Raw genomic sequence first — 23,600 nt, 5'->3', positions numbered from 1 at the left:
CTTTTTTAGAAAAGTCATCTGGAGGATACCCGCTGTCCGTTCTTCCCCCCCATTCAGACCAATAGAAGAAGCGCTGCTTTTTGTGTATCTTATCGATAGCCGTCCAAACGACTCCCATTGTTCAAAGACAACTAGATAAGCGAATGCTAAGAAGCCGCATTTTACCTTTTAAACAGTCGTTTGTCATAAAATCGTATGGAATTCTTCAGGAAATGTAGAAATGCCGCTATCAGAAAAAGACTATACTTCTCTTAGATATTACTTTACGAGGAGGGGCATTTCATGAGATCACACACAGGGATATCGAAAACTAGGAGAAACGACGGAAAGAAAAGAAAGAGCCTTGCGCTACTACTTTTTCTCATCGGTGGTATTTTTGTCATTCATTACGTGATTGATCAGGTCAGGGATGCTGAATTTGATCAGACAGCGCTTGTCTCAAAAGAGTTCACTCGCCAAGCCAATCAAGCGATTCAACAAGCGATGGCAGACACGCAGCAAGTGCCGTTGATTGTACAAACCGATCAACGCTGGGGCAATAACACATATGGATATGGAGAAACGCAAAATACGTTTGCAGCAAACGGGTGCGCTATTGCTTCTTTAGCGATGATCGATTCTTTTTGGACGGATCATCCGTCGAATCCTGACAAACTATTAAAGTGGGCTGGCGATCAATTTTATCTTCCCAAACAAGGAACGAGTTGGCAAATCTTTCCTCAGTTTGCCGAAGCTTTTGGTTACCAATTTGCCGATTTAGGAAGTTCCTTTGCGGCTGCCTATGAGAAAATGACACAAGGCATCCCCGTTGTGGTCTCGGTTCAAGCAGGAACCTTTACGACCTCAGGACATATCATGGTATTGGCTTTGAACAAAGAAGGAGCGATTCAAGTATTCGATCCTAATGATTCCCCCGAAAAAGCCCATTATGAGAAAAGCTATCCTAACGATGTCTTTCAAGCAGAAGGAATCCATTATTGGAGCTTTTGGCTTTGATGTTCTGACCGGCTGAAGCTGCAAAAACACGCCATTTTTGCGACAAAAAAGACTAGCCGAAGCTAGTCTTTTGCTTATCTTGCTATTATTGAACGCGTGGTTCGTTGTTTTCTTGAATACGCGTCGTTGTCCGGTTGAAGGCACCTTTGGCTTTACGTGTTTGTTTTGACGCAAAGTCGCCAGTTGTTTCTGCCGCACTGCTTACTTTGTCTTGAACTGTTTCAGAGTCTTTTTCGAATTGTTCACGTGTTTTGACATCTGCTACGTTCACGTTTACTTCGATGACGTCTAAATTCGTCATTTTGTTGACTTGTGTTGAAACAACCTCTTTGATTTGGTCGTAGATCGTGGTCATGTCGCTGCCGTATTCTGCAACGATATCAAGATCGACTGCTACTTGTTTTTTCCCAACTTCAACGTTGATCCCTGAAGTCACATCATCGGTGTTGACTAATTTACCTGCAATATTTGAGAAGAAACCGCCATCGACTGTTAAGAGTCCGTCTACAGATTCTAATGCAATGCCTACGATTTTTTGAATCACTTTATCTTCGTAAGTTAATTCTCCTTTAACACCTGTTGTTGGTTTTGTTTGGTTTTCCATCGTACATTCCTCCTACTATAATCTTGATATAAATTAAACTAATAATGTTACCAAAGTTAACGGCGCGGTCTTTGAAATTGTTCAAAGAATCCGACTTCTTTGAGATAAAATCCCAGATACATACCTAGTGCCGTAAACAGCACCAGCAGTATGGTTTTCAAAAAGCCGATCGTTAGAAACAGGATCGCTAGGATCAAACCGAAACCTGCAAAGATAAGCGGGATCTTATAGTGGTAGAACCATTCACTCATACCTGTTCCTCCTAAACTACACGCGGCTGGTCATGGGCTGCTGGCGTTTCTTGCGTATCTTTTAAAACAACTTCCGTTTGGATATTGCTTTCGATACCGAAAAGCTGCTGCAGACTGCTGCTGATCTCACCAACCAATGCTTCTTGTTTTTGCGGGATGGCTGCTGTTTGTTTCATTTCTCCATCGATTTTTACGGATACTTTATTCTTGACGATTTTGATTTTTACGGATGGCTGATGGATGAAATCTGCTTGTTTCACCCGTTCAAGCACAAAATGCTCTAACGCCTTCTTCTGAATCACTAAATCGCCTGTCTTATGGGAAATGATCAAGCGGTCCGAACGTTTTGGATAAAACAAAACGACAAAGAGCGCGATCACGGTAAAAATGGCAAAGCCAACAGATAACCAAAAGAGCAGCATACTCATGGAAGATCCGACCCAAGGATATTCATCCAAAGGAATCAAGTAAACAGGCAATGAAGCCGCTTGCTGATTGGCGATGATCCCAAAATAAAAGACAAGTAAGAGTAAAAGCAATCCGATGATAAAAATCACTTTAGAAATCTTACGCATTGGCAACCTCCTTTACTGCTTTCTACTTAAAGCATACACATTTCTTAAATATCCATCAAATAATAACTCTTGGAATCGATTATTTTTTACATATAAAGTTTATTTTTATCAAAAAAATTTCCTTAATCAAAGCTTGCTGTCAAAGTCATCACAAAAAAAGCAAGCCGCCCAAATCTGTTTGGACGCTTGCTTTTTTTGTTATCTGTTAACGAGCCAGCTTAGTAAGTTCTTGTTGTTTTGCATGATACAACACCGCCAGTTCATTTTCGGAAACTGGCCGACCAAAAGGACGCGGCTGTGGCAGAAACGCCAATTCTGGTGCATCGACTCCTACGTTGAGATTCTCAGCGATCGGTACACTGTGATGATGAATATGCCCATGCAGATTACGGCTGTTTTTGGTGATCCCCAGCAGCATAGGATAATGGGTCAGTATAAATTGCTGATGAGCAAACTTCAGCAAGACACCGACATCTTCAAACGCATACTTTTCGGCTCCCAAACAACCAGGATCATGCTTGCGCAAGTACGCAAAGAAAGCTCGGGTATCATGATTGCCTTTGATAAAAACGATTTTGCCCTGCAGCTGTGCTAACAGCGCAGCAATTTCTGGAAAGCCCGCTTCGTAATCAGGGTGCATCGCGACATCCCCTAAATGATAGACGACATCTTTATCCGCAACGACCTCATTCCAGCTGGCGATCATCGTTTCATGCATTTGCGTCACTGTCTCAAAGGGGCGTGGGGCAAAGTCATTGTCCCCGAGCAAGGCTGCATGAAAATAGTGGGTATCAGACGTAAAAAATTTCATAGTCGCTCCTTACCTTGGTGCTTTTTCTGTGATCAGCGTCTTTAAATCATCGCTAGCGGCTGCTTTTTCGTCGGTGCAGGAAACCGCGCATCGATTGCTGCCAATTCGCTTTGGGAAAAAACGATTTTGCAAGCTTCAATGTTCTGCAGCATATGCAGCGAGTCACTGGTTTGGGGGATCGCTAAGACGTGGGGTTGTCGAAGGGTCCATGCCAAAAGCAGCTGAAAGATCGTGCAGCCTTTGGCTTCTGCCAGCTCTTTCAACACTTCATCATTTTTGAAGTGGTGCCCTAGCCGATCGCCTTGAGCAATGGGTGAGTAGGCAATCACAGGAATCTCAGCCTCTGCCTGCCAAGGCAAAAGATCGTATTCGATCCCCCGGGCACCTAAATTATAGAGTACTTGGTTGGCGGCACATTGATCGCCGTTTTCTAACCGCAACAGCTCCTCCATATCTGCCACGTCAAAATTAGAGACGCCCCATGCGCGAATTTTTCCAGAGGCTTTGGCAGCTTCTAGTGCGTCAACTGTTTCTGCTAACGGCACATCTCCTCGCCAGTGGAGCAGATACAGATCAAGATAGTCGGTGCCTAAACGCGCTAAGCTGCGGTCTAAAGCTTTCGGCAATTCATCTGCGGAGGCATTCCAGGGATAGACTTTTGAAATCAAATAAAGATCCCCTCGTGTAAAGGGCTGGATCGCCTTGCCAACTAGCGTTTCTGCGTTTCCCTCGCCGTACATTTCTGCGGTATCGATGACAGCCGCTCCAGCTTTGATGCCCGCTTGCAACGCATCGATCTCGGCTTTTTCCTTGGCTGGGTCATCCCCCATATGCCAAGTCCCCATGCCGACGGCTAGCACTGATTGCTTGTTTAAGGTTCGTTTCATCTTGATTCCCTCTTTCTCGTCTTAACTCATCCTGTTCCTGCGAACACCTAGGGTTTGTTTTCTATAGTATAAAAAGAAACCGCCAAAGATACAAAAGAAGTGTATCAATCCCATGCCTGCTTGGCGGAGTGACACACTTCTTGCCTTTTGAATGATATAGCTGCTTTTGGCAAAAGCTTACGCTTTGACAAACAACCCGCGGCTGATAAAACCATCCATTAAAAAGTAAAATTTTTCTTGCAGCATTTTGTGCTGTTCATCTTTGAAAATGTTGACTGCTTTTAACCCATTGGCTGTCGTGATGGACATCTTGAAGGTTTGCAGATCTTTTGCAACAGTGATTTTTAATTTAAAGCCTTCTTTGCTTTGGGGTGTTGCTTCAAGGCCGCGAATCAATTGGAAGTTGCCGCCGTTCGTTTCTGTAAAGCCATTGTCCCGCAACGTATATTTTTTTGCTTCAGGAGCAATGCGGTATTGGGTTGCTGCGCCTAAAACGGTTGCTGTTGTTTCAAATGCCATGTTCTTCACCTCTTTAACATCATTTCTTTCATTATAAATAGTTTTCAGCGAGATTGCTAGCTGTTCTCCTACTTTTTCGTTGCTAAGACAGTTTCTGCTAATAGCAGAGCAAATGCTTCGATTTCCGCCAATGTGTTGCCATAGCCAAAGCTGACTCTGACCGATTCCCGAATAGCTGGATGCTCTTTGCCCACCATCGCTTCGAGCACATGTGAGGGTTCAACATTGCCCGCCGTACAAGCGCTGCCTGTCGAGATCGCAGCCCCTTTTAAGTCCAATTTCATCAGCAGCAAGTCACTGCTGACACCTGGGAAACGCAGATTCAAAATATGCGGCAATTTGTGTGCTGGATCACCATTCAACTGAACATCGACGCCTTGTGCTGCTAAGGTCTCCATCAGTACATCGGCAAACGTTTGATATTGTTCCGCCGCTGCTTGCTGCGCTTCGGGGGTATGCAAAGAAGCTGCTTTGGCCATTCCCATGATGGCTGCTAAGTTTTCCGTCCCTGCTCGCCGTTTTTCTTCTTGCTCGCCGCCATGGAGTAGCGCAGGCAGCGTCAAGCCATCTCGTTTATACAAAAAGCCGATCCCTTTTGGTCCGTTGATTTTGTGAGCAGAAATGCTTAGAAGATCAATACTGTTTTCATTGATTTCAAGCGGGATCTTGCCATAAGCTTGCACGGCATCGGTATGAAACACGGCGGGATGCTCCCGTAAAAGGGCCCCAATTTCTGCAATCGGCAGCAAATTGCCCGTTTCATTGTTTGCCGTCATTATGGATACTAAAATCGTATCGGGACGTAAGGCAGCCTCAACTTCACTGACGGCCAACTGCCCCTTTTGATCTACGGGCAAATAGGTCACCTCAAAGCCTAAGCCTTCTAAATAGCGCATACTCTCAATGACCGCCGGATGTTCGATCTGGGTCGTAATGATATGTTTGCCTTGTGCTTGTTTGCTAAGGGCTGTACCGATGATTGCTGTATTATCACTTTCGGTACCACCACTATTAAAAATGATCTCATGTTCTTTGACTCCTAGCTGCTGAGCGATCGCTTGACGAGCCAATTCTAATTGGGTGTGGGCGTCTCGACCATAATGATGAATGCTTGATGGATTGCCAAAAAATGTCTGCATCGTTTCACTCATCACTTTGATCACTTCTGGATGCAGCGGTGTCGTTGCTGCATGATCTAAGTAAACCATTCTTTTCACCTATCCTTCATTACTGCCATTATAACAAATCTTCCTCAGACGTCTATCGTGAGTGTCCATACGAAAAAACCTGTCAGTCAAAAGCGGAAAAATCGCCAATGATGACAGGCAGCTGAACGAGTTCAGCCTTACGAAAAATCAGGAACGTGTGCTGTTTTGCTCGTGCGGATCACGTCACTTACTGATCGTTTTATTTTTTTCCAGGTTCAGAGGCAATGACAGTCAATTCACCAACCAATTCCCATTTCTTGATCGGGTTTGGCAAAATGCAACTCGTGCCCATTTTTAGTTCATAGGAATGACCGTCGATCATCAAATGCCCATACCCATCGATCACGGTCATCAAGGTATAATCGGCCTTTTGTGCCAACGATAATTTTCCACGTACTTCCCACTCATACACATTGAAAAATGGCGTTTCAAGATAGGTAACAACTGCTGATTGTCCTTGTTTGACCTCACGGATCGATAATTCTGGCGTCCGTGCAGGAATCGTCGTCACATCGATCGATTGTTGGATATGCAGCTCCCGAGTTTGTCCTTGATCATCGGTACGATCATAGTCGTACACCCGATAAGTCGTATCCGAGCTCTGCTGGGTTTCCAAGATCATGATCCCTTTTCCAATGGCATGGATCGTTCCACTTGGCACATAGAAGAAATCGCCTTTTTTCACAGGGACTTTTGTTAACAAATCATCCCAACGACCCGCTTCGATCATTTCCGCAAGTTCTTCTTTGGTTTGTGCATGGTGGCCATAAATGATTTCCGCACCTGGTTCGGCATCAATGATGTACCAGCATTCCGTTTTCCCTAATTCCCCTTCATGGGCTAACCCATACGTGTCATCAGGATGGACTTGAACGGATAGATCATCTTCCGCGTCTAAAATTTTAATTAATAATGGAAAGACTGGTTCGTCTGAATGACCAAATAGTTCTTGATGGTCTTGCCAAAGATCCGCCAATGTTTTGCCTTTAAACGGACCATTTTCAATGACGCTCACCCCATGAGGATGCGCACTGATCGCCCAATCTTCACCGATCTTGTCGCTCGGTAAATCAAAACCAAAAACAGAATGCAGGCGACTGCCGCCCCAAATTTTTTCTTGAAAAACAGGTTTCATAAACAATGGTTCCATAATTGTTCCCCTCTCTAGTTGTTCGTGCATATTATAGCATGAATCCGCTTATTCGGCAGTTTCTTTTAAGTAACATTGCAGGATTTCGTCACGATGACCCAAATAGCTTTCTCGATGATCCACTGGATGGACCCGATTCGATAAGAAAATAAACGCTTTTTTGTTAGGGATATCTACTGCGAGAAACGTGCCTGTATAGCCTGTATGAAATAATTGATACGGTGCACCTAACAAGTCCCAACCATAGGTGCGAGGCTTTGTGCTTTCAGGTGTCTGCCTGTGAGCCAGCGCCTGCATGACTTTTTCTGAGAAAAACGGCGCTCCTTGCTGCTGACCATTTGCCAGTAACAGTTGAACGAAAAGCGTCAAGTCATCCACGGTAGAAAACAACCCTGCGTTGCCGGCATGGTTTCCCAACACTCGTGCCTTAGGATCATGGGTGATTCCTCTAAGGATGCTGCCGTCTGGCAGCTGCTGGGTAGGAACGATCATTGGCAGCTGTGAGGGAGGAAAAGGCGGAAAGCCGCTGTTCTTCATGCCTAAAGGCGTCAAGACTTCTTCTTGAAAAATCTCGGTCACTGGTTTTTGATACAGCTCCTCCAATAAAAAGCCCAGCAAAATCGTCCCAGTATCCGTATAGCTGACCGTTTGACCGATCGTATCACTGCTTTCAAGCTGCAAATACGCCTTGCGCAAGGCAGCAGCATCCAATTGGTCTCGATGAGGAATCCACGTGTTGATGGCTGCCGTATGCGTCAGCAAGTGCTTGATCGTTACCCGATCGTCTTTAAACGCTGGCAGCCAACGAGTAAGCGGCGCCTCCATCTCGATTTTTCCTCGATCCCACAATTTTAACAGAACACTCGTTGTACAAACGACTTTCGTCAATGAGGCTAAATCAAACAAATGATCTTTCGTCATAGGTTCGGTTTTCGGAAGAAGCGCTGCCTGTCCGAATACATGGGTCTCTTGGGTTTCACCAGCGATAAAACGCAGCACCGCTCCTGGGAAAACGGTCGGCATTTTTTCTTGAATGAGCTGTACTGTTTTTGGGTACATTGTCATCGTTCCATACTCGCTCCTTTCAGGCTTGTCTTGCTTCTAACTTTAGCACTTTTTAGCAGCAAACAAAACTCGTTATCCTCTTTTTTCCTCCAACTATCCGCCTCGATCAGCTAGTCGATTCGCTTGCTTGGTTTCTTAGTCATCAAAAAACATCGACTACTCAAAAGAGTTTCCGATGTTTTTTCTTATCTATTTGGATTTATTTTTTAACGATAAACCACCATTCGATACCGATCGCATCGTAGGTCGTCAACAACTTCCGTTTTTTGTCGATGAAGAACTCTTGGTTCTTCTCAGACAAGTGCTTTTCCAATGTATCGATATCTTCTTGACTGATGGAGATTTTCAAGAAGTCTAAGCCAAGCACCTCATGGGTCGGCAAATCGATCGTACCACCTTGTGCTTCAGTCAAGCCGACTTGGAAGTCACCATCATTGAGGATAAATTCCTTCGTTTCGGCTTCTTTTGTTTTCAATCCTAAGCTTTCTTCTAAGAAAAGCTGCTCTTTGGCTAGATCACTGACGTTTAAATACAGCTTGCCAAAATGAGCTTCTTTTGATAAGCCAGCCGCTTTTGCAGGTGCCGCTTTGATCAATTCTGCTTCGTCTTTTGGTACCGCAGTTCCTGCGGGTGCTGTAAATAAGACTTCAATTTTGTTCCCTTCTGGATCAGCTATAATAAAGCCTAATTGATTCGCTTCATAACGAGCTTCTTCGAAAGCAATCGCTTTTTGTTGGGCATTGCTCGCGATAGTTGCCGCTTCTTCTAATGAGGATACGGCTAAGACGATGCGCTGCATTTTTTTGATCTCGCCGAAGTGATCGTTGGCACGCGGGCTTTCTTCCAACCATAAAACTTCTCTATCTAATCCTTTTAGACCAAAGATGGCCAATTCATTTTCTTCTCTTTTCAACTCAAAACCAAGTACATCCCGATAAAAGGCAATCGCTTGATCACGGTCTTTTACCCGGATTGCAACAGTCAGCAACTTCGTACTGCTCCCCAATAAGAAATCTGTCATTGTTTCTCCCCCTACTTACATATGTACTCATTGTACTGATAAAACGAAATTCTAGCAAATGAAATCCCTACCTATTTTATTCTTTTTTTAGAGAAAACAAGAAGAAAAGCACAGAAAAGTCAGAATTTTGCATTTTTATGAGTAGAGAAGAGGCATTTGGGTGTTGCTAATGGCTTCAGCTACAGACAGCTGCGGCTGGACTTGCCGCGAGGATCTGGGTTCCTAAACGATCGATTCGATCGGTGATACAAACGGCAGCTACCCCTGCTTTCAAGGCTTTCTGCGCACTTTTTAGTTTTGGCAGCATGCCGCCTGTGACTACTTCTTCGGTGATCAAACGGGGGATCTCTTCAAAAGAAACAGCCGATAACCACTGGCTTTCTTGCTTGATCCCAGGGACATCCGTCAACAAATATAGTTTTTCGGCTTGTAAACTGGCAGCAACCTGACACGCTACTTCATCGGCATTGATGTTCAGCCATTGCCCCTCTGGGGTAATTCCTAGCGGTGCTAGGATCGGGACATGTTTTTTCTCTGTCAAGAGCTGCAGGAAAGCAGCGTTGATTTGTTGAACCTTCCCCACCTGTCCTAATTTTTCTTCATCAATGACTTCTCCTTGAATCAGTTGATCACAGCCAGCATTCAGTCCTACGGCATGGAACCCAGCTTGCTGGAAAGCGGTCGTGATTAGCGGTTGAACTTGTCCCAAAAGGACCATTCTAGTTACTTCAAGCGTCTGGGGGTCGGTCACCCGCAGGCCGTCTTTGATCGTGACTGTCAACGCCATTTTCTCCATCATTTCTGAGATGTAGTGACCGCCGCCATGGACGATGACTACTTTTTTGCCCGCAGCTTGCCAGTCTGCTATCGTCTCAAAGAATGACGGGGTTAAATTGTCTGAGGCGACACCGCCGATTTTTACTACGATCGTTTCCATCTACTCGCTCCTTTTTGTCTAGTACCTGATTTCTTTCAGGTATGATATAGTGCGTTGATTTTCACATAGTCATACGTCAGATCACAGCCCCAAGCGGTGCCAACGCCTGCCCCTTCTTTCAGCTCGACAGCGACTTTGACTTCATTTTCCGCCAACTGTTCTTGCATGATGGTTTCGTCAAAAGCTACCGGTGTCCCTTGGACAAAAACGGGAATGTCGGCTAATGCGATCGATACCGTTGCTGGATCGATGGGTTGCCCACTATAGCCCACTGCACATAAGATACGCCCCCAGTTTGGGTCTTTGCCAAAGAGGGCTGTTTTGACCAGCGGCGAACCGACGATGGTTTTGCTGATCATGCGGGCTGCTTCATCGGTCACAGCTCCACTCGTGTGAGCTTCGATCAATTTGCTGGCGCCTTCTCCGTCCTTCGCAATTGCTTTGGCTAAGGCGGTCAGAACTGCTTTAAGCATCCCTTTAAACTCATGATAAGCTGGCGTATCGGCTTCGATCGTTGGATTTTTGGCTAACCCGTTGGCTAAAACTAACACCATATCATTGGTAGATGTATCACCATCGACCGTGATTTGATTAAAGGTGACATCGGTCAACTCTTTCAGCAGTGTTTGCAAGAGTGCTGACGAGATCGCTGCATCCGTCGTAACAAATGCCAGCATCGTGGCCATATTGGGATGGATCATACCAGACCCTTTGGCACAGCCCGCAACAGTCACCGTTTTGTCAGCGATCGTTGATTGGATGACACTGCTTTTTTCAGTCAGATCCGTCGTCAAAATCGCTCTTTGAAACCGGTGGGCATCCCCTTGCCTGTTTAGTTGCTGAATCCCTGCAGTGATTTTTTCCATCGGTAAGCTCTTGCCAATGATTCCGGTGGAGGCTACCGCAAAGGCTTCGGGACTCGTATGCAGCTGGTCTGCTGCCAATTCTGCCATCTCTTGTGCATCTTTTAAACCTTGCTCCCCGGTACAAGCATTGGCATTGCCCGCATTGACGATTACGCCTTGCAAGGTGCCTGCTTGCATTTTTTCCTTTGTAACGAGAATGGGCGCCGCTTGTACTTGATTGGTGGTAAAGACTGCCGCAGCACTGGCTGGCACTTCAGAGACGATCCAACCAAGATCGACTTTCTCTTTCTTCAGGCCGCAATGCAGACCGTCGGCAAAAAAACCTTTGGGGGTTGCGATCGTTCCTTTGATTTCTTTCATTTTCTTTCCTCCTACTGCCACCTTTTGGCGGGTTATCCACTGGCTGGCACGAGTATCCTCACGCGTCTGTTGGCTATTTTATGGATATAACGGTGCTTGCATAAGACCGGTCGTTTCTGGTATGCCTGCCCATCGGTTGAAGTTTTGGATTGCTTGGCCAGCAGCCCCTTTGCCTAAATTATCGATCACTGCGACAACGGTTAACACTTGGGTCAGTGGATTGAAGCATATGCCAATGTCACAAAAATTCGTTCCCGTCACTTGCCGCAGCTCTGGCAGCTTTCCTAACGGTTGCACTCGGACAAACGGATGGTTTTGATACGTTTTTACGTACTGCTCATAGATGTCCTCTTGCGAAATCGCGTCTTTGATAGGCGCATAAAGCGTCATAAAGATCCCTCTTTTGACAGGCAGTAAGCTGGTAGAAAATTGGATCGGCGGCATTGCCTGATCCCATTGTTGAAACTGTTGCATGATCTCGGGAATATGCTGATGCTGATTTGGCTTATACATCGTCATGTTATCCGCAGCGGTTGCAAAGTGACTGCTGTCAGTCAATTTCTTTCCAGCACCCGATAAGCCCGACTTGCCATCAAAAATCAACGTGCCGCTGAATAGTTTTTGCTGAACCAACGGCGCAGCCGCTAAAATGGCAGCAGTCGCATAACAGCCTGGATTGGCGATCAAATTGCCAGAAGTCGTTGCAAACTCAGGCAGCGAATAGGTCGCTTGTGCCAACAACTCGGCAGGTGCAGCTTCTTGGTGATACCATTTTTGATAGCTATCCCGATCCTTCAATCGCAGATCACCAGAAAGGTCAATCACTGGAAAGTCATTTGCGACAAAAGTCGCTGCGAGTTCTTTGCTGATTCCAGCAGGAGTCGCAAAAAACACGAGTTGATTTTCCTTTTGGATTTTTTCTGCATCAAAAGGTTCGATCAGCCGCTCTGTCAGTCCAATTAAATGAGGATACAAAACAGATGAATTTTCATGCATAGAATGACTATGCAAGGTGCCCACCTCCAATTGGGGATGTTGCTGGATCAAACGAATCAATTCAATTCCGGTATACCCTGTTACACCAACGATTGCTGCCTTCAAACACGTCACTCCTCAAAAGAATTTACTTAAGATTATAAGAAACTCCCATCGCTCTGTCAATGATTATTTATAAAACTATTCAAAGTTAATTCGCTATTATTCGGTTTTTATAAGAAAAAAAGCCCGAAAAATCTATTTTTATGCAATTATGCTAAGACTGCTTGTAAAATCGCCAAGGCTGCTTGCGTTTCCTCTTGCGAGATCGTTAAGGGTGGCAGCAAGCGCAAAACCTTGGTTCCCGCCTTTAATGCGAGGAGGCCTTGGTTCCGCAGTTGGTGCAACACGGATTGCAAGCTTTCCGAATCGGCTAATTCGATACCGATCATCAATCCTTTCCCACGAATCGCCTGCACCTTAGACAGTCCTTGCAATCCGTCGAGAAACTGCTGCTGGCGCAAGTGAACATTGACTTGAATGTCCTCTTCTTGCAACACACTGCAAACAGCACTAGCAGCGGCCATCGCTAATTTATTGCCACCAAAGGTCGAACCGTGACTACCGGGTCCAAAAGCCGTTTGCAAGTGGCTTTTGCCTAGCATTGCTCCGACAGGGATCCCGTTACCAAGCCCTTTTGCTACGGTAAAAAGATCAGGTTCAATGCCATATCCTTCAAAAGCAAACAGTGTTCCTGTCCGCCCCATCCCGGTTTGGATCTCATCCACCACCAGCAGGGCTCCCTGCTCCTGACAAAGGGCTGCCACCGCTTGGACCCACGCCACCTCAGCAGGGATCACGCCGCCTTCGCCTTGGATCAATTCTAAAAACACGGCTGCCGTCTGCTCATCTAAAACGGCTTGCAGTGCCTCAAGGTCATTAAACGGTACATACACCATCTCTGGTACTAACGGTCCAAACCCATCATGGATACTACTCTGCCCAGTCAAAGACATCGCGCCAAAGGTCCGACCATGGAAAGATTGTTCAAAACTAATAACCTTACTACGTCCCGTCGCTTTGCGAGCCAGCTTTAAAGCAGCTTCGTTCGCCTCAGCGCCACTATTGCAAAAATAAGCTAGATACGGCTCGTCTGAGGCGCTCTTTTGATTTTGGGTCAGCTTTTGGGCAACTTCTTCTTGCAACTGGCTGTCATACAAATTCGGCACATGCCAAATCTGCTCTGCTTGTGTCATCAATGCGGCTTGCACTTTGGGATGCCCATAACCGAGATTAACGACCCCGATGCCGCTTGTTAAATCTAAATATTGTTTGCCTTGCGAATCTACCACATAGCTGCCATTGCCTTGCTGGATATCGATGGGTAAACGGCTGTAATTAGGAAAAAGATGACTCATTGGGTTCACTCCTTGTCTTGGATTATTCGAAATTATGTATTAATATACATTTTAATCCAGTTAATTGCAATAAACATTTAAAATAAAGCGATAAAATTCATAAAAAAAAGAAAGCAGTGACAATCACTGCTTTCTTTCAGTCAACCTTTGGCGGTCTGTTTATCATCATTTGGGGAAGAATTTCTTTCATTACAAACAGTGGATCACGCCACTTCTTCTGAAAATTGACTGTTATACAGGTCTGCATAGAAACCGTTTTGTGCCATCAATTCCTCATGATTTCCAGTCTCAACAATGGACCCATGATTCATCACGATGATATTGTCAGCATCACGAATCGTAGAGAGACGGTGAGCAACCACAAAGCTGGTCCGATTTTCTAACAAACGACCCATTGCTTTTTGGATCAAGATCTCCGTCCGCGTATCGACACTAGAAGTTGCTTCATCCAAAATCAAAACGTCGGGATCCGCTAAGAAGGCGCGGGCGATCGTGATCAGCTGACGTTGACCTTGGGAGATGTTGCTGGCTTCTTCATTCAAGACCGTATCATAGCCTTCTGGCAATTTGCGAACAAAATCATCCACATGGGCAGCTTTCGCCGCAGCGATCACTTGCTCTTTGGTTGCTTTTTCATTTCCATAATGAATGTTGTCATAGATGGAACCAGTAAACAACCACGTATCTTGCAGCACCATCGAGATATTACTACGCAACTCATCACGAGTCAAGTCTCGGGTATCTTTGCCATCGTAACGAATGCTACCGCCAGAAACATCATAAAAACGTTCCAAGAGATTGATCAGCGTGGTTTTCCCAGCGCCGGTAGGTCCTACGATAGCCACCATCTCACCAGCTTTAACATCCAGATTAAAATCGGTCATCAATAATTTGTCTGGCGCATAACCAAATTGAACATGATCGAAACGAACTTTGTATTCACTGTCTTCCACTGGCAATCCAGAAGGCTCATCAGTCATTTCTTCTTCATCCAAGACTTCAAAGACCCGTTCGGCAGATGCAACGGTTGATTGGATGGTATTTAGTAAGCTAGCGATTTGAGTGATTGGTTGAGAAAATTGATTGGTGTATTGCAAGAATGCTTGCACATCCCCTAACGTCATGTTCCCATTCGCCACTTTGATCCCACCAAGGACAGCCACGAAGACATAGCCTAAGTTTTTAATGAAGTTCATCAAGGGCATAATGATCGCTGAAATAAATTGGGCTTTCCAACCAGCGGAATACAGACGGTCATTTTCTTCTTCAAAAACGACTTGATCGGCAGCTTCATGGTTGAAGGTTTTGACAACGGTATGACCGCCGTAAGTTTCTTCGACTTGGTCATTGAGCAATCCTAAACTTTTTTGTTGTGCCGCAAAGAATTTTTGCGATTTTGGTGCGACGATCATCACGACGATCAAGCTTAAAGGAACCGTTGCTAAAGCAACCAAAGTCAGTTGCCAACTGATCGTCAGCATCATCCACAAAACCCCGATAAAGGTCACGACACTCGTAATAAATTGGGTCAAGTTTTGTTGCAGGGTACTTGCGATATTATCCATATCATTGATCGCCCGTGACATGATATCTCCATTTGAGTGAGTATCATAGTAAGAGATCGGCAAGCGGTTCATTTTTTCATCTAAGTCACGACGCAGCTCATAAACCGTCCGTTGCGAGACACGGGTCATAATAAACTGTTGTAGAAAGTTGAAGACGGCTGAAATCACATACATGCCGATCGCGATCAAAATGATTTGACCAACTTTCTCAAAATCGATAGGAAATTCTGTTACCTGTTGGCCGGCTTGCATCTGCTGCGCACCGATCATGACACCTTTAAAAATTTCAGTGGTCGCTTCCCCTAAAATTTTCGGTGTTTGGATTTGGAAGATCACGGCTGCGATCGCTAAAACGAAGACGGCGATGATAGCGATGGAGCGTTTCGACATGTACCCGAAAAGCCGTTTGACCGTCCCCCAAAAGTTTTTTGGTTTTGGTCCTTTGGCACCGATGTTACGGCCTGGACCGCCGCCCATTGGTCCGCCACGGTGTTGTGTTGTTGTTTTCTTTTCACTCATGCAAGATCCTCCTCTCTCAATTGTGAAGAAACGATTTCTTGGTAGGTTTCATTGTCTGCCATTAATGATTCATGGGTTCCTTTTCCTACGAGTTTTCCTTCATCCAATACTAAGATCGTATCGGCATCCATGACGGTGCTGACCCGTTGGGCAACCACGACCATAATGCTGTCTTGCATGTCGCGTTTCAGCGCTGCTCGTAAGTTGGCATCGGTTTTGAAGTCCAGTGCGGAGAAGGAATCATCAAAGACATAGACATCTGCTTGTTTCACTAACGCACGAGCGATCGCTAAACGTTGACGTTGTCCACCAGAGAAGTTGCCGCCGCCTTGTTCTACACGGCTATCTAAGCCATCTGCCAGTTCGGAGACAAAATCTTTGGCTTGGGCAATCTCTAGTGCTTGCCAGATTTCTTCATCTGATGCATCGGGTTTTCCGTATTTCATATTTTCACGAATGGTACCAGAAAACAGTACCGCTTTTTGCGGAACAAAGCCCACGACTTCTCGTAGATTGTGCTGGGTGACTTCTGCAATATTGACCCCATTGATTTTGATTGCACCAGACTCCATATCGTACAAACGAGGCAAGAGATTGACTAAGGTCGTTTTCCCTGAGCCCGTCCCACCGATGATGGCAACAAAATCACCAGATTTTGCTTGAAAATCGATATCTTCCAACGCCAATTTCTCAGCGCCTTGGTAGCGATACGCCACATGGTCAAAGGCCAAGGTTGCTTGGTCCCCTTGTAAGCTCAATGTCGCTGGTGTTTTTGGATCGAGAATTTCATCTTCTTCATTTAAGACTTCGTTGATCCGATCAGCTGATGCTTGGGCTCTTGGCACCATCACGAAGATCATGGACAGCATCATAAAGCTGATCAAAATTTGCATTGCATAGGTCATAAACGCAATCAAGTTTCCGACTTCTAAGGTCATTTCGGCAATATAATGTCCCCCAAACCATGTGATGGCAATGTTCGTCCCACTCATGATCAACGTCATCAATGGCATCATCAATGCCACGATGGTGTTTACTTTAATCGCGGTGTGGGTGTAATCTTTGTTGGCTTCATCAAAGCGATTCGCTTCATAATCCGTCTTGTCAAATGCCCGAATAACGCGGACCCCCGTCAAGCCTTCACGAAAGACTAAGTTCAAACGGTCGGTTTTCTTTTGCATACTTTTGAATAAAGGAACGGCAAAATACATAATACCTCCGACCAATACTAGCATGATAGGAATAACGACTAAAAAAATTCGGGTTAATTGGGCATCTTTTTGATAGGCCAAGAAACTCGCCCCAATCAGTGTGATCGGTGCATTGATCATCATACGTAAAAACATTTGCGTCACCATTTGAATTTGGTTGACGTCGTTGGTGGTTCTTGTAATCAATGATGCGGTCCCAAATTTATCAAAAGATCGAGAAGAAAAATTCTCAACTTTTTGGTAAATGTCCGAACGTAGTTTTTGTCCTAATTTTTGTGATTCTCTTGTTGCGAAATACGTATTACCTAAAGCGGCGATGATACTGATCAATGAAAAGCCGATCATGTAAAAGCCGGTTTTCCAAATGTAATCAATGTCGCCTGTCGCCACCCCATTGTTGATAATATTGGAAGTCAATGTCGGTAGATACAAATCAGAAACGACTTGGATCACCATAAACACCACTGCCATGATTATGGAAATGACGGATACGCGTTTTATCAGCTTAATCATAAGTTTCCCCTCTTTCTTTTTTTGCGCCCTCTCTTAACCAGCGGACTTTACTGTTGAAATCAGCGATCGCTTCGGCAGGATCATAGTCTGGATCAAACGCTGATTGGCGATAGGCTTCGGCAATCGTCGAAAAGACGGTATGCATCAGCAGCTGGATCAGCATTTTCAACTCATGGTCGTCTTTGACTTTCAATAAATCTTTGTCGACCTCTGACAAAAAGATGGCTTGCTGCTTCTGCCGATCGGCTTTGTTTTCTTGATGCATCTTGTGCTGCATCTCTGGCACGACTTTATGGAAGGAACGATAATCCATACTCATAAATAAATTGCGGTAAAAGTTTGCGTTTTTGCCTTTGAAAACCTCGGCGATCATCCGTGAAAAGTACCATTCGAACCCCGCAAACAGATCCCCGTTTTCATGTTGGATCGATTTCAGCAGATCTCGCTGACTATTTTTTTTCAACGTATGGAAATAATAGTAATAAAGATCTTCTTTGTTTTCGAAGTATTGGTAAAAACTCCCGCGAGGAATCTCGGCATCTTTGATGATGTTGGCGATCGAGGCGTCTTTCAGCGGCAGTCTTGAGAATTCTTTTTTCGCCGCATTTAAGATGCGCTTTTGTTTTTCTGGCGGCAAGTGAAAAAATGTATCGGTCGGCATCACAAGCAACTCCTTTCTAATTTAAAATAAATCACAGCTCTCGATATGACACGTTGTCATATGACACTGTGTCATTATACACCCCTCACCAGAGAATGCAAGAATTTAAATTTGACTTTTTTATGAAGGAATCGATTCTGGTCTTTTTATAAAGGGCGTTATTTGAAAAGAAATAACCAATGAAATTTCTGAAAACAAAAAACCTTCGTTTCCCTGATGGAAAACGAAGGTTGCTATTTTTTCATTCTGACGATTATAAATAACAATCATTTTTTCTTGCGGCGCCATAGAATCAAGAAAACGATCAGCAGCAGGATAACACCTGCGATCAGTAAGGTATAGCTTGGCGCTTCATTGGTTTTAGGTAATGTTTTTTCACCATCGGCAGTAGCGTTGGCCTCTTTCGAAGAAGTCGTTGTCGCTGTTTCTTGAGCACTCGTCGATGTTGCGGTCGCTTCTTCAGTCGTACTCGTTTGCGTGCCTGTAGGCAGATACATGGAATCATTTGCCGCTTGAATGATATACGAGATCCGTCCTGGGACAAAGGCACCTGGATCGACTTGCATCTCTTGTTCCATCTGATTTAAATTGGTCAAAATTGAGATCATCCATTCGTTGGAAACGGCTTGATTCAAATGTAAAAAGACTCCGTCTGCTGGATAGACGACCCGCAAATATTCCTGCAGCTGATCCACAACAGGAATCAAGTCAGCAAAACTGGCGTAGCTATTCGCATCAAAAGCCAATTGCGGCTCAATGGCTTCCCAGGATAACGTCTGATCGACAAACAAGGCACCGATGATTTTTGCTAAGTAAGCAATATCAAAGCCCATCGCATCACTGGAATAACGTAGCGCCAGACGATTGCCATTGGTCAATTCTTCATCTGTCAACTGGTCCAACTGTTCTTGGGTAAATGCGGTCACACTTCCTTCAGTGATCCCTTGGGTTAAGGCGCTACGCAGCGAACTAGGTTCATCGGCTAACGTGTTGATCTCACTGACATCTTGCGTCCCCGTCTCTGCTTGGATCGAGGCAATAACAGCTTCGGAATCGACTGGTTCTTGATTCTCGGTAGTCGTAGTTTCTGAAGCAGCGGATTGATCCGTCTCTTGATTTTCTACTGTACTTTCTTGGACAGCAGCTTGTGTCTGATCCGTTCCTGATTGCTCCTCTGATGAAAGCGTCTCGCTAACGGCAGCCTGATTGCCATTTTCACTCGTAGCTGTTTCATCTGCATGAACCATCAGTGGTGAAAAAGCCAGCGTCATTAGTCCGAACCAAATTATTTTTTTCATCCTCATTGCCTCCTCGAATGGGATCACTCCCTTTGTAACGAAACTGTAACATAAAGGAAAATTTTTCGCAATCTATTTAGTAACTTCTTAAAAAAAACCTCTATCTTTATCCGATAGAGGTTTTAACATTATTTTATCGTTGCCACATGCATGACGGCTTGACCCGCTTTTGTTTCTGTTCCTGGTAATCCTTCGATATTGGCTACTTGCTCCATATTGGTGATGATCACGAGCATCTCAGAAGCTTTGCCTTTAGCCGTCAACTGTGCCAAATCGACTTGGGCAACTTGGGTAGCTGGTGTCACGGCTTGGCCTTCCTCCACCAGGATCTCAAAAGGCGCTCCTTGCAATTCGACGGTGTCAACACCCATGTGCAGCAGAATCTCTAGCCCGCTGGCAGTCTTGATCCCCAATGCATGTTTCGTGGGAAAAATCGTCGTGACGGTTCCTGCTGCTGGTGCAAAGATCGCACCATTGTCTGGCAAGACGAAATACCCGTCGCCCATCATTTTTTGCGAAAATACCGGATCACTTGATGCACTGATCACTTTTGTCGTGCCTGTGGCTACTGCGTATAAAGGGGTATCGATCGTTTCTTTTGATGGAGTTGCTGTCGTTTCCTTTGCAGCCGTTTCACTCGTTTGTTTTGGTTGTGGTTGCACAGTAACGGTTGCAGCTGGTTTTGCTTCTTCTGCCTCGCTTTCTTTGACTGCTTCTAAGCGATCCTTCGGAATCCCAAAGAAGTAGGTGGCAACGAAGCCGCCAGCATAGCCTGCTAACAAGCCGAAAATATAGCCCATCCAACGGCCGTTGGCAATCAAGGGGATCAAAGCTAGCCCTGATGGTCCAATCGCCGTTGCGCCGATATTTGTCAAAGCGCCAATGACCGCACCACCGATCCCACCACCAATACAAGCAGTGATAAATGGTCGACCTAATGGCAACGTCACTCCGTAGATCAATGGTTCGCCGATGCCTAAGATCCCAACTGGCAATGCACCTTTGATCATTTCAGAAAGCTCTTTGTCTTTACGTAGTCGTACCCATAAGGCTAAAGCTGCACCGACTTGACCAGCACCAGCCATGGCTAAGATCGGTAATAATTGCGTGCTGCCTGTTGCTTCGATCATTTGAATGTGGATCGGGGTCAAAATTTGATGCAAACCAAACATGACCATTGGTAGGAAGGCCGCCCCTAAGACAAACCCAGAGAAAGCACCGCCCACGTTCAAGACCCAAGTGATCGAACCGACTAAGCTGTCAGAGATCAGACCTGCCAATGGCATGATCAAGAAAATCTCCGTCAAACCGATGATCAGCAAACACAACGTCGGGGTCACGATAATATCGATCGCTTCAGGAATCACTCGATGCAGCACTGCCTCTAATTTCGCCAAAAGCCATACAGCGAAGATCACACCGATGATTCCTCCTTGGTTGGCAGCTAAAGCTTCGCCAGTGAACAAGTTTTGGATCGGGGCTTCTGGGTTCATACCTGTCAGCAAGATGATCGAACCGATCACGCCACCAAGGGTTGGATTGGCTTTAAAGACCTGCGCTGCATTGACCCCAGTAAAGATCGCTAAATAGGTGAACATCCCATTTCTGAGGACGTTTAAAATCATGACATAATAATTCCAAGTATCTCCATCTAATCGGCCAGCCGTGATCATGTTGGTCAGGACAGAAGCGATCCCTGCGACGAGTCCTGCACCAACGAAGGCTGGAATCATTGGAACAAAGATATTAGAAATATCTTTCAGCAGCGACTTTAATGGCGATGATTTTTGTTTGGCTTTTTGGGCTGCTTTCATCTCTGCCGTTTTTTCTGATAACGCCTCTTTGCCTGATTTTTGCGGTGGGATCTCTTGCCCTAAATCAACACCAGCTTTTGCCACCATTGCATTGGCTACTTTGTTGACTTTCCCTGGTCCGATAATGACTTGCAGCTGCTCATCATTGACCACACCCATCACACCGGGAATCTCTTTTAACCCTTGTTGATCGACCTTGTCGTGGTCGCGGACGGTCATTCGTACGCGAGTCATACAGTGATTGACTGTTTCTACGTTGTCCATTCCGCCGGCTTCTTGAAAAATCTTCTCCGCTAACTCTTCTACCGTCAGTGTTTCTTTTGCCATTACTTTTCTCCTCCTAACGCCGTTTTGACAAACCCTTGTGCCGTGGCAAGTTTTGCTTGTGCTTCGTCTTTCGTGCTATCCGTCAACAGCATCACGATCGCCAATTTGACATTCTGATCTGCTTCTTCAAATGCCGCGGCGGCTGTTTCATAATCAGCTTCAGTCGCCTGCATGATGATCCGTTTTGAGCGTTCCACCAATTTTTCGTTGGTCGCTTTCACGTCGACCATCAAATTATTGTAGACTTTGCCGATCCCTACCATCGATAACGTCGAAATCATATTCAAAATCAATTTTTGGGCAGTCCCTGATTTCAAACGAGTCGAACCTGTAAGAAATTCTGGTCCACAATCGACCTCGATTGGAAAGCTGGCATGCTGAGAGATCTCCGCATCTTTATTACAAGCGATCGTAGCCGTTGTGGCACCGAGCTCATTGGCATAGTCAAGCGCCCCGATCACGTAAGGGGTTCTGCCACTGGCAGCGATCCCGATCACCATATCATTTTGGTTCAACTTCAAATCGATAAGGTCTTGTTTCCCTAGCGTTAAGGAGTCTTCTGCTCCTTCGACAGCGACCGTCATCGCTTCTTCGCCACCGGCGATCAAACCGACCACCATCTCAGGTGATACCCCAAAGGTTGGGACACATTCGGCCGCATCCAAGACGCCTAATCGACCACTCGTCCCAGCGCCAAGATAAATCAAGCGTCCGCCCTTTTTAAAAGCGACGATGGTTTGTTCAATCACTTTTTCAATACTAGGAATTTCTTTTTCCACCGCATAGGCAACTTTTTGATCTTCTTGGTTCATTTTTTGACACGCTTCTAAAATCGTCATTTCATCTAAATTGCTCGTTTCGCTATTGCGTCGTTCGGTCGTTAATTTGTCTAAATTGATTTTATTCATCGGAATCATCTCTTTCTAATTTAAATCGCATCCCTGCTTTGATTTGTTGGATCAACGGCAGATCGGCTGGTATCACCTGAGCGGCGAGGTTGACTTTTGGGTCTGCCGGCAAAGGTCGTTTGCACACCTGGATCTCTCCCATATAGCGCAAGTACTCTTGGTTATCGATCGTCACAGCCCCCACTGGCCGCTCTTGACTAAGTTCAGGTTTGACTTCTGGAATGGCATTGAAACGGGCATCGGCGCTGCGCAAGACATCCCGAGCTTCATCGTAACGATTTTGGTGATTCCCTAAGACGTGTTCAAAGTAAGTGGAACCAAGATCTTTGACCCGCAAAACGATCCGCGCTTCTTGCAGATACGTCGCAAAATGCTGGGCACTTTTTTCAGAAACCATGCCATCGCCAATGTAAACAGCATCGACTGAGCCAGTTGCCAATAAGTCGATCGCTGCGGCAAAAGGCGACCAGTTGCGGTGTTTTTCCAGTGTGGGTAATCCTTGAAATAACGGTCCGCGTTTCTTGGCATCCCCTGGAACAAAGGCTTGGACGAAAAAGCCTTGTGCTTTCAACCAGCGGTTCTTCTCCTGAAACCAGCCAACATCCAGTCCCGTTTCTGGTCGGGGGTAATAATTGTGCCAAGCTTCCAAACGAGTAAAATCGGCTCCATACGCCTGCAGCTCTCGAATGTCTTTTTCCGTCAATGTACTGGCATTCAAACTGATGGTCATTTCTTTTGAAAAAGCTGCGATTTGCTGATTGTCGATCGCATAATCCATTCGTAAACCAGTGACACCGATCTCCTTTAGTTCCGCCAGATTGTCGATGGAAAAGCCCGCTTCTGCTAATGCGTTTCCAGAAATATCTACCATTAAAGACAGCTGATGGTCTTTTGCGAAACCTCCCAAGTCCGTCAAACGCTGCCGATAAGTACTGCGATCATCTTCTGGTATGTGCATGGAGGTGAAAATCCCTTTAAAGCCTGATGCCATCGCAGTCATCTGCTCAAGTTCTGCTGCCGTCAAGTCTTCGTTCATAAATACAGAAAAGCCGAACATCTCTTTGCCTCCTTGATGGGTCACTTTCGTGATACCGTTTTCTATAAAAGCATTATAACTGATTCTTTTCCCGTTCGCAACTAT

22 protein-coding genes are annotated in these 23,600 nt (G+C 45.4%); 1 reads left to right on the top strand and 21 read right to left on the bottom strand.

Going from position 1 to position 23,600, the window contains the following annotated elements; all coding sequences use genetic code 11:
• Positions 1-282 precede the first annotated feature (282 nt).
• Positions 283-996: a C39 family peptidase gene (locus tag IGK61_RS01965; RefSeq protein ID WP_074535343.1), complete on the top strand. Its 714-nt coding sequence runs from the start codon at positions 283-285 to the stop codon at positions 994-996.
• A gap of 85 nt (positions 997-1,081) precedes the next feature.
• Here the strand turns inward: IGK61_RS01965 and IGK61_RS01960 are convergent, their stop codons facing one another.
• From IGK61_RS01960 to IGK61_RS01860, 21 genes are all read right to left on the bottom strand, one after another.
• Positions 1,082-1,600, bottom strand: coding sequence for an Asp23/Gls24 family envelope stress response protein (locus IGK61_RS01960; protein WP_005227237.1), 519 nt, complete (start codon positions 1,598-1,600; stop codon positions 1,082-1,084).
• A gap of 56 nt (positions 1,601-1,656) precedes the next feature.
• Entirely contained in the window at positions 1,657-1,851 is a 195-nt protein-coding gene (locus tag IGK61_RS01955) for a DUF2273 domain-containing protein (RefSeq protein ID WP_005227236.1), read from the bottom strand.
• An 11-nt stretch (positions 1,852-1,862) separates the two neighbouring features.
• Positions 1,863-2,426 carry an alkaline shock response membrane anchor protein AmaP gene (amaP, locus tag IGK61_RS01950; protein WP_060792382.1) on the bottom strand — a complete coding sequence of 188 codons (564 nt, stop codon included), beginning with the start codon at positions 2,424-2,426 and terminating at the stop codon, positions 1,863-1,865.
• A gap of 205 nt (positions 2,427-2,631) precedes the next feature.
• Entirely contained in the window at positions 2,632-3,237 is a 606-nt protein-coding gene (locus tag IGK61_RS01945) for a metallophosphoesterase (RefSeq protein WP_005227234.1), read from the bottom strand.
• 41 nt (positions 3,238-3,278) lie between these two features.
• Positions 3,279-4,124, bottom strand: coding sequence for an aldo/keto reductase (locus tag IGK61_RS01940; protein ID WP_074535344.1), 846 nt, complete (start codon positions 4,122-4,124; stop codon positions 3,279-3,281).
• A 177-nt stretch (positions 4,125-4,301) separates the two neighbouring features.
• Positions 4,302-4,643, bottom strand: coding sequence for a DUF1831 domain-containing protein (locus IGK61_RS01935; RefSeq protein WP_005232263.1), 342 nt, complete (start codon positions 4,641-4,643; stop codon positions 4,302-4,304).
• A gap of 68 nt (positions 4,644-4,711) precedes the next feature.
• A complete protein-coding gene (locus IGK61_RS01930; protein WP_074535345.1) occupies positions 4,712-5,851 on the bottom strand; it encodes a cysteine desulfurase family protein in 1,140 nt (379 codons plus the stop codon).
• A 199-nt stretch (positions 5,852-6,050) separates the two neighbouring features.
• Positions 6,051-7,004, bottom strand: a complete 954-nt coding sequence (gene manA / locus IGK61_RS01925; RefSeq protein WP_170920124.1) for a mannose-6-phosphate isomerase, class I — start codon at positions 7,002-7,004, stop codon at positions 6,051-6,053.
• Positions 7,005-7,049: 45 nt separating this feature from the next.
• A complete protein-coding gene (locus IGK61_RS01920) occupies positions 7,050-8,066 on the bottom strand; it encodes a serine hydrolase domain-containing protein (RefSeq protein WP_081343858.1) in 1,017 nt (338 codons plus the stop codon).
• Positions 8,067-8,265: 199 nt separating this feature from the next.
• The gene (locus IGK61_RS01915; protein WP_015508862.1) at positions 8,266-9,087 is read right to left on the bottom strand and encodes a VOC family protein; all 822 of its coding nucleotides are present in this window, start codon (positions 9,085-9,087) and stop codon (positions 8,266-8,268) included.
• 175 nt (positions 9,088-9,262) lie between these two features.
• A complete protein-coding gene (gene argB, locus IGK61_RS01910) occupies positions 9,263-10,024 on the bottom strand; it encodes an acetylglutamate kinase (RefSeq protein ID WP_074535346.1) in 762 nt (253 codons plus the stop codon).
• Positions 10,025-10,059: 35 nt separating this feature from the next.
• A complete protein-coding gene (argJ, locus tag IGK61_RS01905) occupies positions 10,060-11,250 on the bottom strand; it encodes a bifunctional glutamate N-acetyltransferase/amino-acid acetyltransferase ArgJ (protein WP_074535347.1) in 1,191 nt (396 codons plus the stop codon).
• A 78-nt stretch (positions 11,251-11,328) separates the two neighbouring features.
• Entirely contained in the window at positions 11,329-12,351 is a 1,023-nt protein-coding gene (gene argC / locus IGK61_RS01900) for an N-acetyl-gamma-glutamyl-phosphate reductase (protein WP_074535348.1), read from the bottom strand.
• A 146-nt stretch (positions 12,352-12,497) separates the two neighbouring features.
• The gene (locus IGK61_RS01895; protein ID WP_074535349.1) at positions 12,498-13,643 is read right to left on the bottom strand and encodes an acetylornithine transaminase; all 1,146 of its coding nucleotides are present in this window, start codon (positions 13,641-13,643) and stop codon (positions 12,498-12,500) included.
• 203 nt (positions 13,644-13,846) lie between these two features.
• The gene (locus IGK61_RS01890) at positions 13,847-15,727 is read right to left on the bottom strand and encodes an ABC transporter ATP-binding protein (RefSeq protein WP_005227219.1); all 1,881 of its coding nucleotides are present in this window, start codon (positions 15,725-15,727) and stop codon (positions 13,847-13,849) included.
• Positions 15,724-17,451: an ABC transporter ATP-binding protein gene (locus IGK61_RS01885; protein WP_074535350.1), complete on the bottom strand. Its 1,728-nt coding sequence runs from the start codon at positions 17,449-17,451 to the stop codon at positions 15,724-15,726. Before IGK61_RS01885 ends, IGK61_RS01890 begins: the two co-directional genes overlap by 4 nt.
• Complete coding sequence (locus tag IGK61_RS01880) at positions 17,444-18,112, bottom strand: TetR/AcrR family transcriptional regulator (RefSeq protein WP_005227217.1); 669 nt, start codon at positions 18,110-18,112, stop codon at positions 17,444-17,446. Before IGK61_RS01880 ends, IGK61_RS01885 begins: the two co-directional genes overlap by 8 nt.
• A 266-nt stretch (positions 18,113-18,378) precedes the next feature.
• Positions 18,379-19,410, bottom strand: a complete 1,032-nt coding sequence (locus tag IGK61_RS01875) for an LPXTG cell wall anchor domain-containing protein (RefSeq protein ID WP_074535351.1) — start codon at positions 19,408-19,410, stop codon at positions 18,379-18,381.
• Between the two features lie 128 nt (positions 19,411-19,538).
• Positions 19,539-21,551, bottom strand: a complete 2,013-nt coding sequence (locus tag IGK61_RS01870; RefSeq protein ID WP_074535352.1) for a glucose PTS transporter subunit IIA — start codon at positions 21,549-21,551, stop codon at positions 19,539-19,541.
• Positions 21,551-22,459: an N-acetylmuramic acid 6-phosphate etherase gene (gene murQ / locus IGK61_RS01865; protein WP_005227213.1), complete on the bottom strand. Its 909-nt coding sequence runs from the start codon at positions 22,457-22,459 to the stop codon at positions 21,551-21,553. The genes IGK61_RS01870 and murQ overlap by 1 nt, the downstream gene beginning before the upstream one ends.
• Positions 22,452-23,516 carry a DUF871 domain-containing protein gene (locus IGK61_RS01860; RefSeq protein ID WP_074535353.1) on the bottom strand — a complete coding sequence of 355 codons (1,065 nt, stop codon included), beginning with the start codon at positions 23,514-23,516 and terminating at the stop codon, positions 22,452-22,454. The genes murQ and IGK61_RS01860 overlap by 8 nt, the downstream gene beginning before the upstream one ends.
• Positions 23,517-23,600: the final 84 nt, after the last annotated feature.

Origin of the sequence: Enterococcus sp. AZ063 (assembly GCF_051715045.1) — a bacterium.
Taxonomy (GTDB): domain Bacteria; phylum Bacillota; class Bacilli; order Lactobacillales; family Enterococcaceae; genus Enterococcus_D; species Enterococcus_D casseliflavus.
This window is presented reverse-complemented; position numbering and strand designations above follow the sequence as displayed.

Coding starts and splice junctions, on each gene's coding strand:
- IGK61_RS01965 (WP_074535343.1), top strand. CDS start 283: ATGAGATCACACACAGGGATATCGAAAACTAGGAGAAACGACGGAAAG.
- IGK61_RS01960 (WP_005227237.1), bottom strand. CDS start 1,600: ATGGAAAACCAAACAAAACCAACAACAGGTGTTAAAGGAGAATTAACT.
- IGK61_RS01955 (WP_005227236.1), bottom strand. CDS start 1,851: ATGAGTGAATGGTTCTACCACTATAAGATCCCGCTTATCTTTGCAGGT.
- amaP (WP_060792382.1), bottom strand. CDS start 2,426: ATGCGTAAGATTTCTAAAGTGATTTTTATCATCGGATTGCTTTTACTC.
- IGK61_RS01945 (WP_005227234.1), bottom strand. CDS start 3,237: ATGAAATTTTTTACGTCTGATACCCACTATTTTCATGCAGCCTTGCTC.
- IGK61_RS01940 (WP_074535344.1), bottom strand. CDS start 4,124: ATGAAACGAACCTTAAACAAGCAATCAGTGCTAGCCGTCGGCATGGGG.
- IGK61_RS01935 (WP_005232263.1), bottom strand. CDS start 4,643: ATGGCATTTGAAACAACAGCAACCGTTTTAGGCGCAGCAACCCAATAC.
- IGK61_RS01930 (WP_074535345.1), bottom strand. CDS start 5,851: ATGGTTTACTTAGATCATGCAGCAACGACACCGCTGCATCCAGAAGTG.
- IGK61_RS01920 (WP_081343858.1), bottom strand. CDS start 8,066: ATGACAATGTACCCAAAAACAGTACAGCTCATTCAAGAAAAAATGCCG.
- IGK61_RS01915 (WP_015508862.1), bottom strand. CDS start 9,087: ATGACAGATTTCTTATTGGGGAGCAGTACGAAGTTGCTGACTGTTGCA.
- argB (WP_074535346.1), bottom strand. CDS start 10,024: ATGGAAACGATCGTAGTAAAAATCGGCGGTGTCGCCTCAGACAATTTA.
- argJ (WP_074535347.1), bottom strand. CDS start 11,250: ATGAAAGAAATCAAAGGAACGATCGCAACCCCCAAAGGTTTTTTTGCC.
- IGK61_RS01895 (WP_074535349.1), bottom strand. CDS start 13,643: ATGAGTCATCTTTTTCCTAATTACAGCCGTTTACCCATCGATATCCAG.
- IGK61_RS01890 (WP_005227219.1), bottom strand. CDS start 15,727: ATGAGTGAAAAGAAAACAACAACACAACACCGTGGCGGACCAATGGGC.
- IGK61_RS01885 (WP_074535350.1), bottom strand. CDS start 17,451: ATGATTAAGCTGATAAAACGCGTATCCGTCATTTCCATAATCATGGCA.
- IGK61_RS01880 (WP_005227217.1), bottom strand. CDS start 18,112: ATGCCGACCGATACATTTTTTCACTTGCCGCCAGAAAAACAAAAGCGC.
- IGK61_RS01875 (WP_074535351.1), bottom strand. CDS start 19,410: ATGAAAAAAATAATTTGGTTCGGACTAATGACGCTGGCTTTTTCACCA.
- IGK61_RS01870 (WP_074535352.1), bottom strand. CDS start 21,551: ATGGCAAAAGAAACACTGACGGTAGAAGAGTTAGCGGAGAAGATTTTT.
- murQ (WP_005227213.1), bottom strand. CDS start 22,459: ATGAATAAAATCAATTTAGACAAATTAACGACCGAACGACGCAATAGC.
- IGK61_RS01860 (WP_074535353.1), bottom strand. CDS start 23,516: ATGTTCGGCTTTTCTGTATTTATGAACGAAGACTTGACGGCAGCAGAA.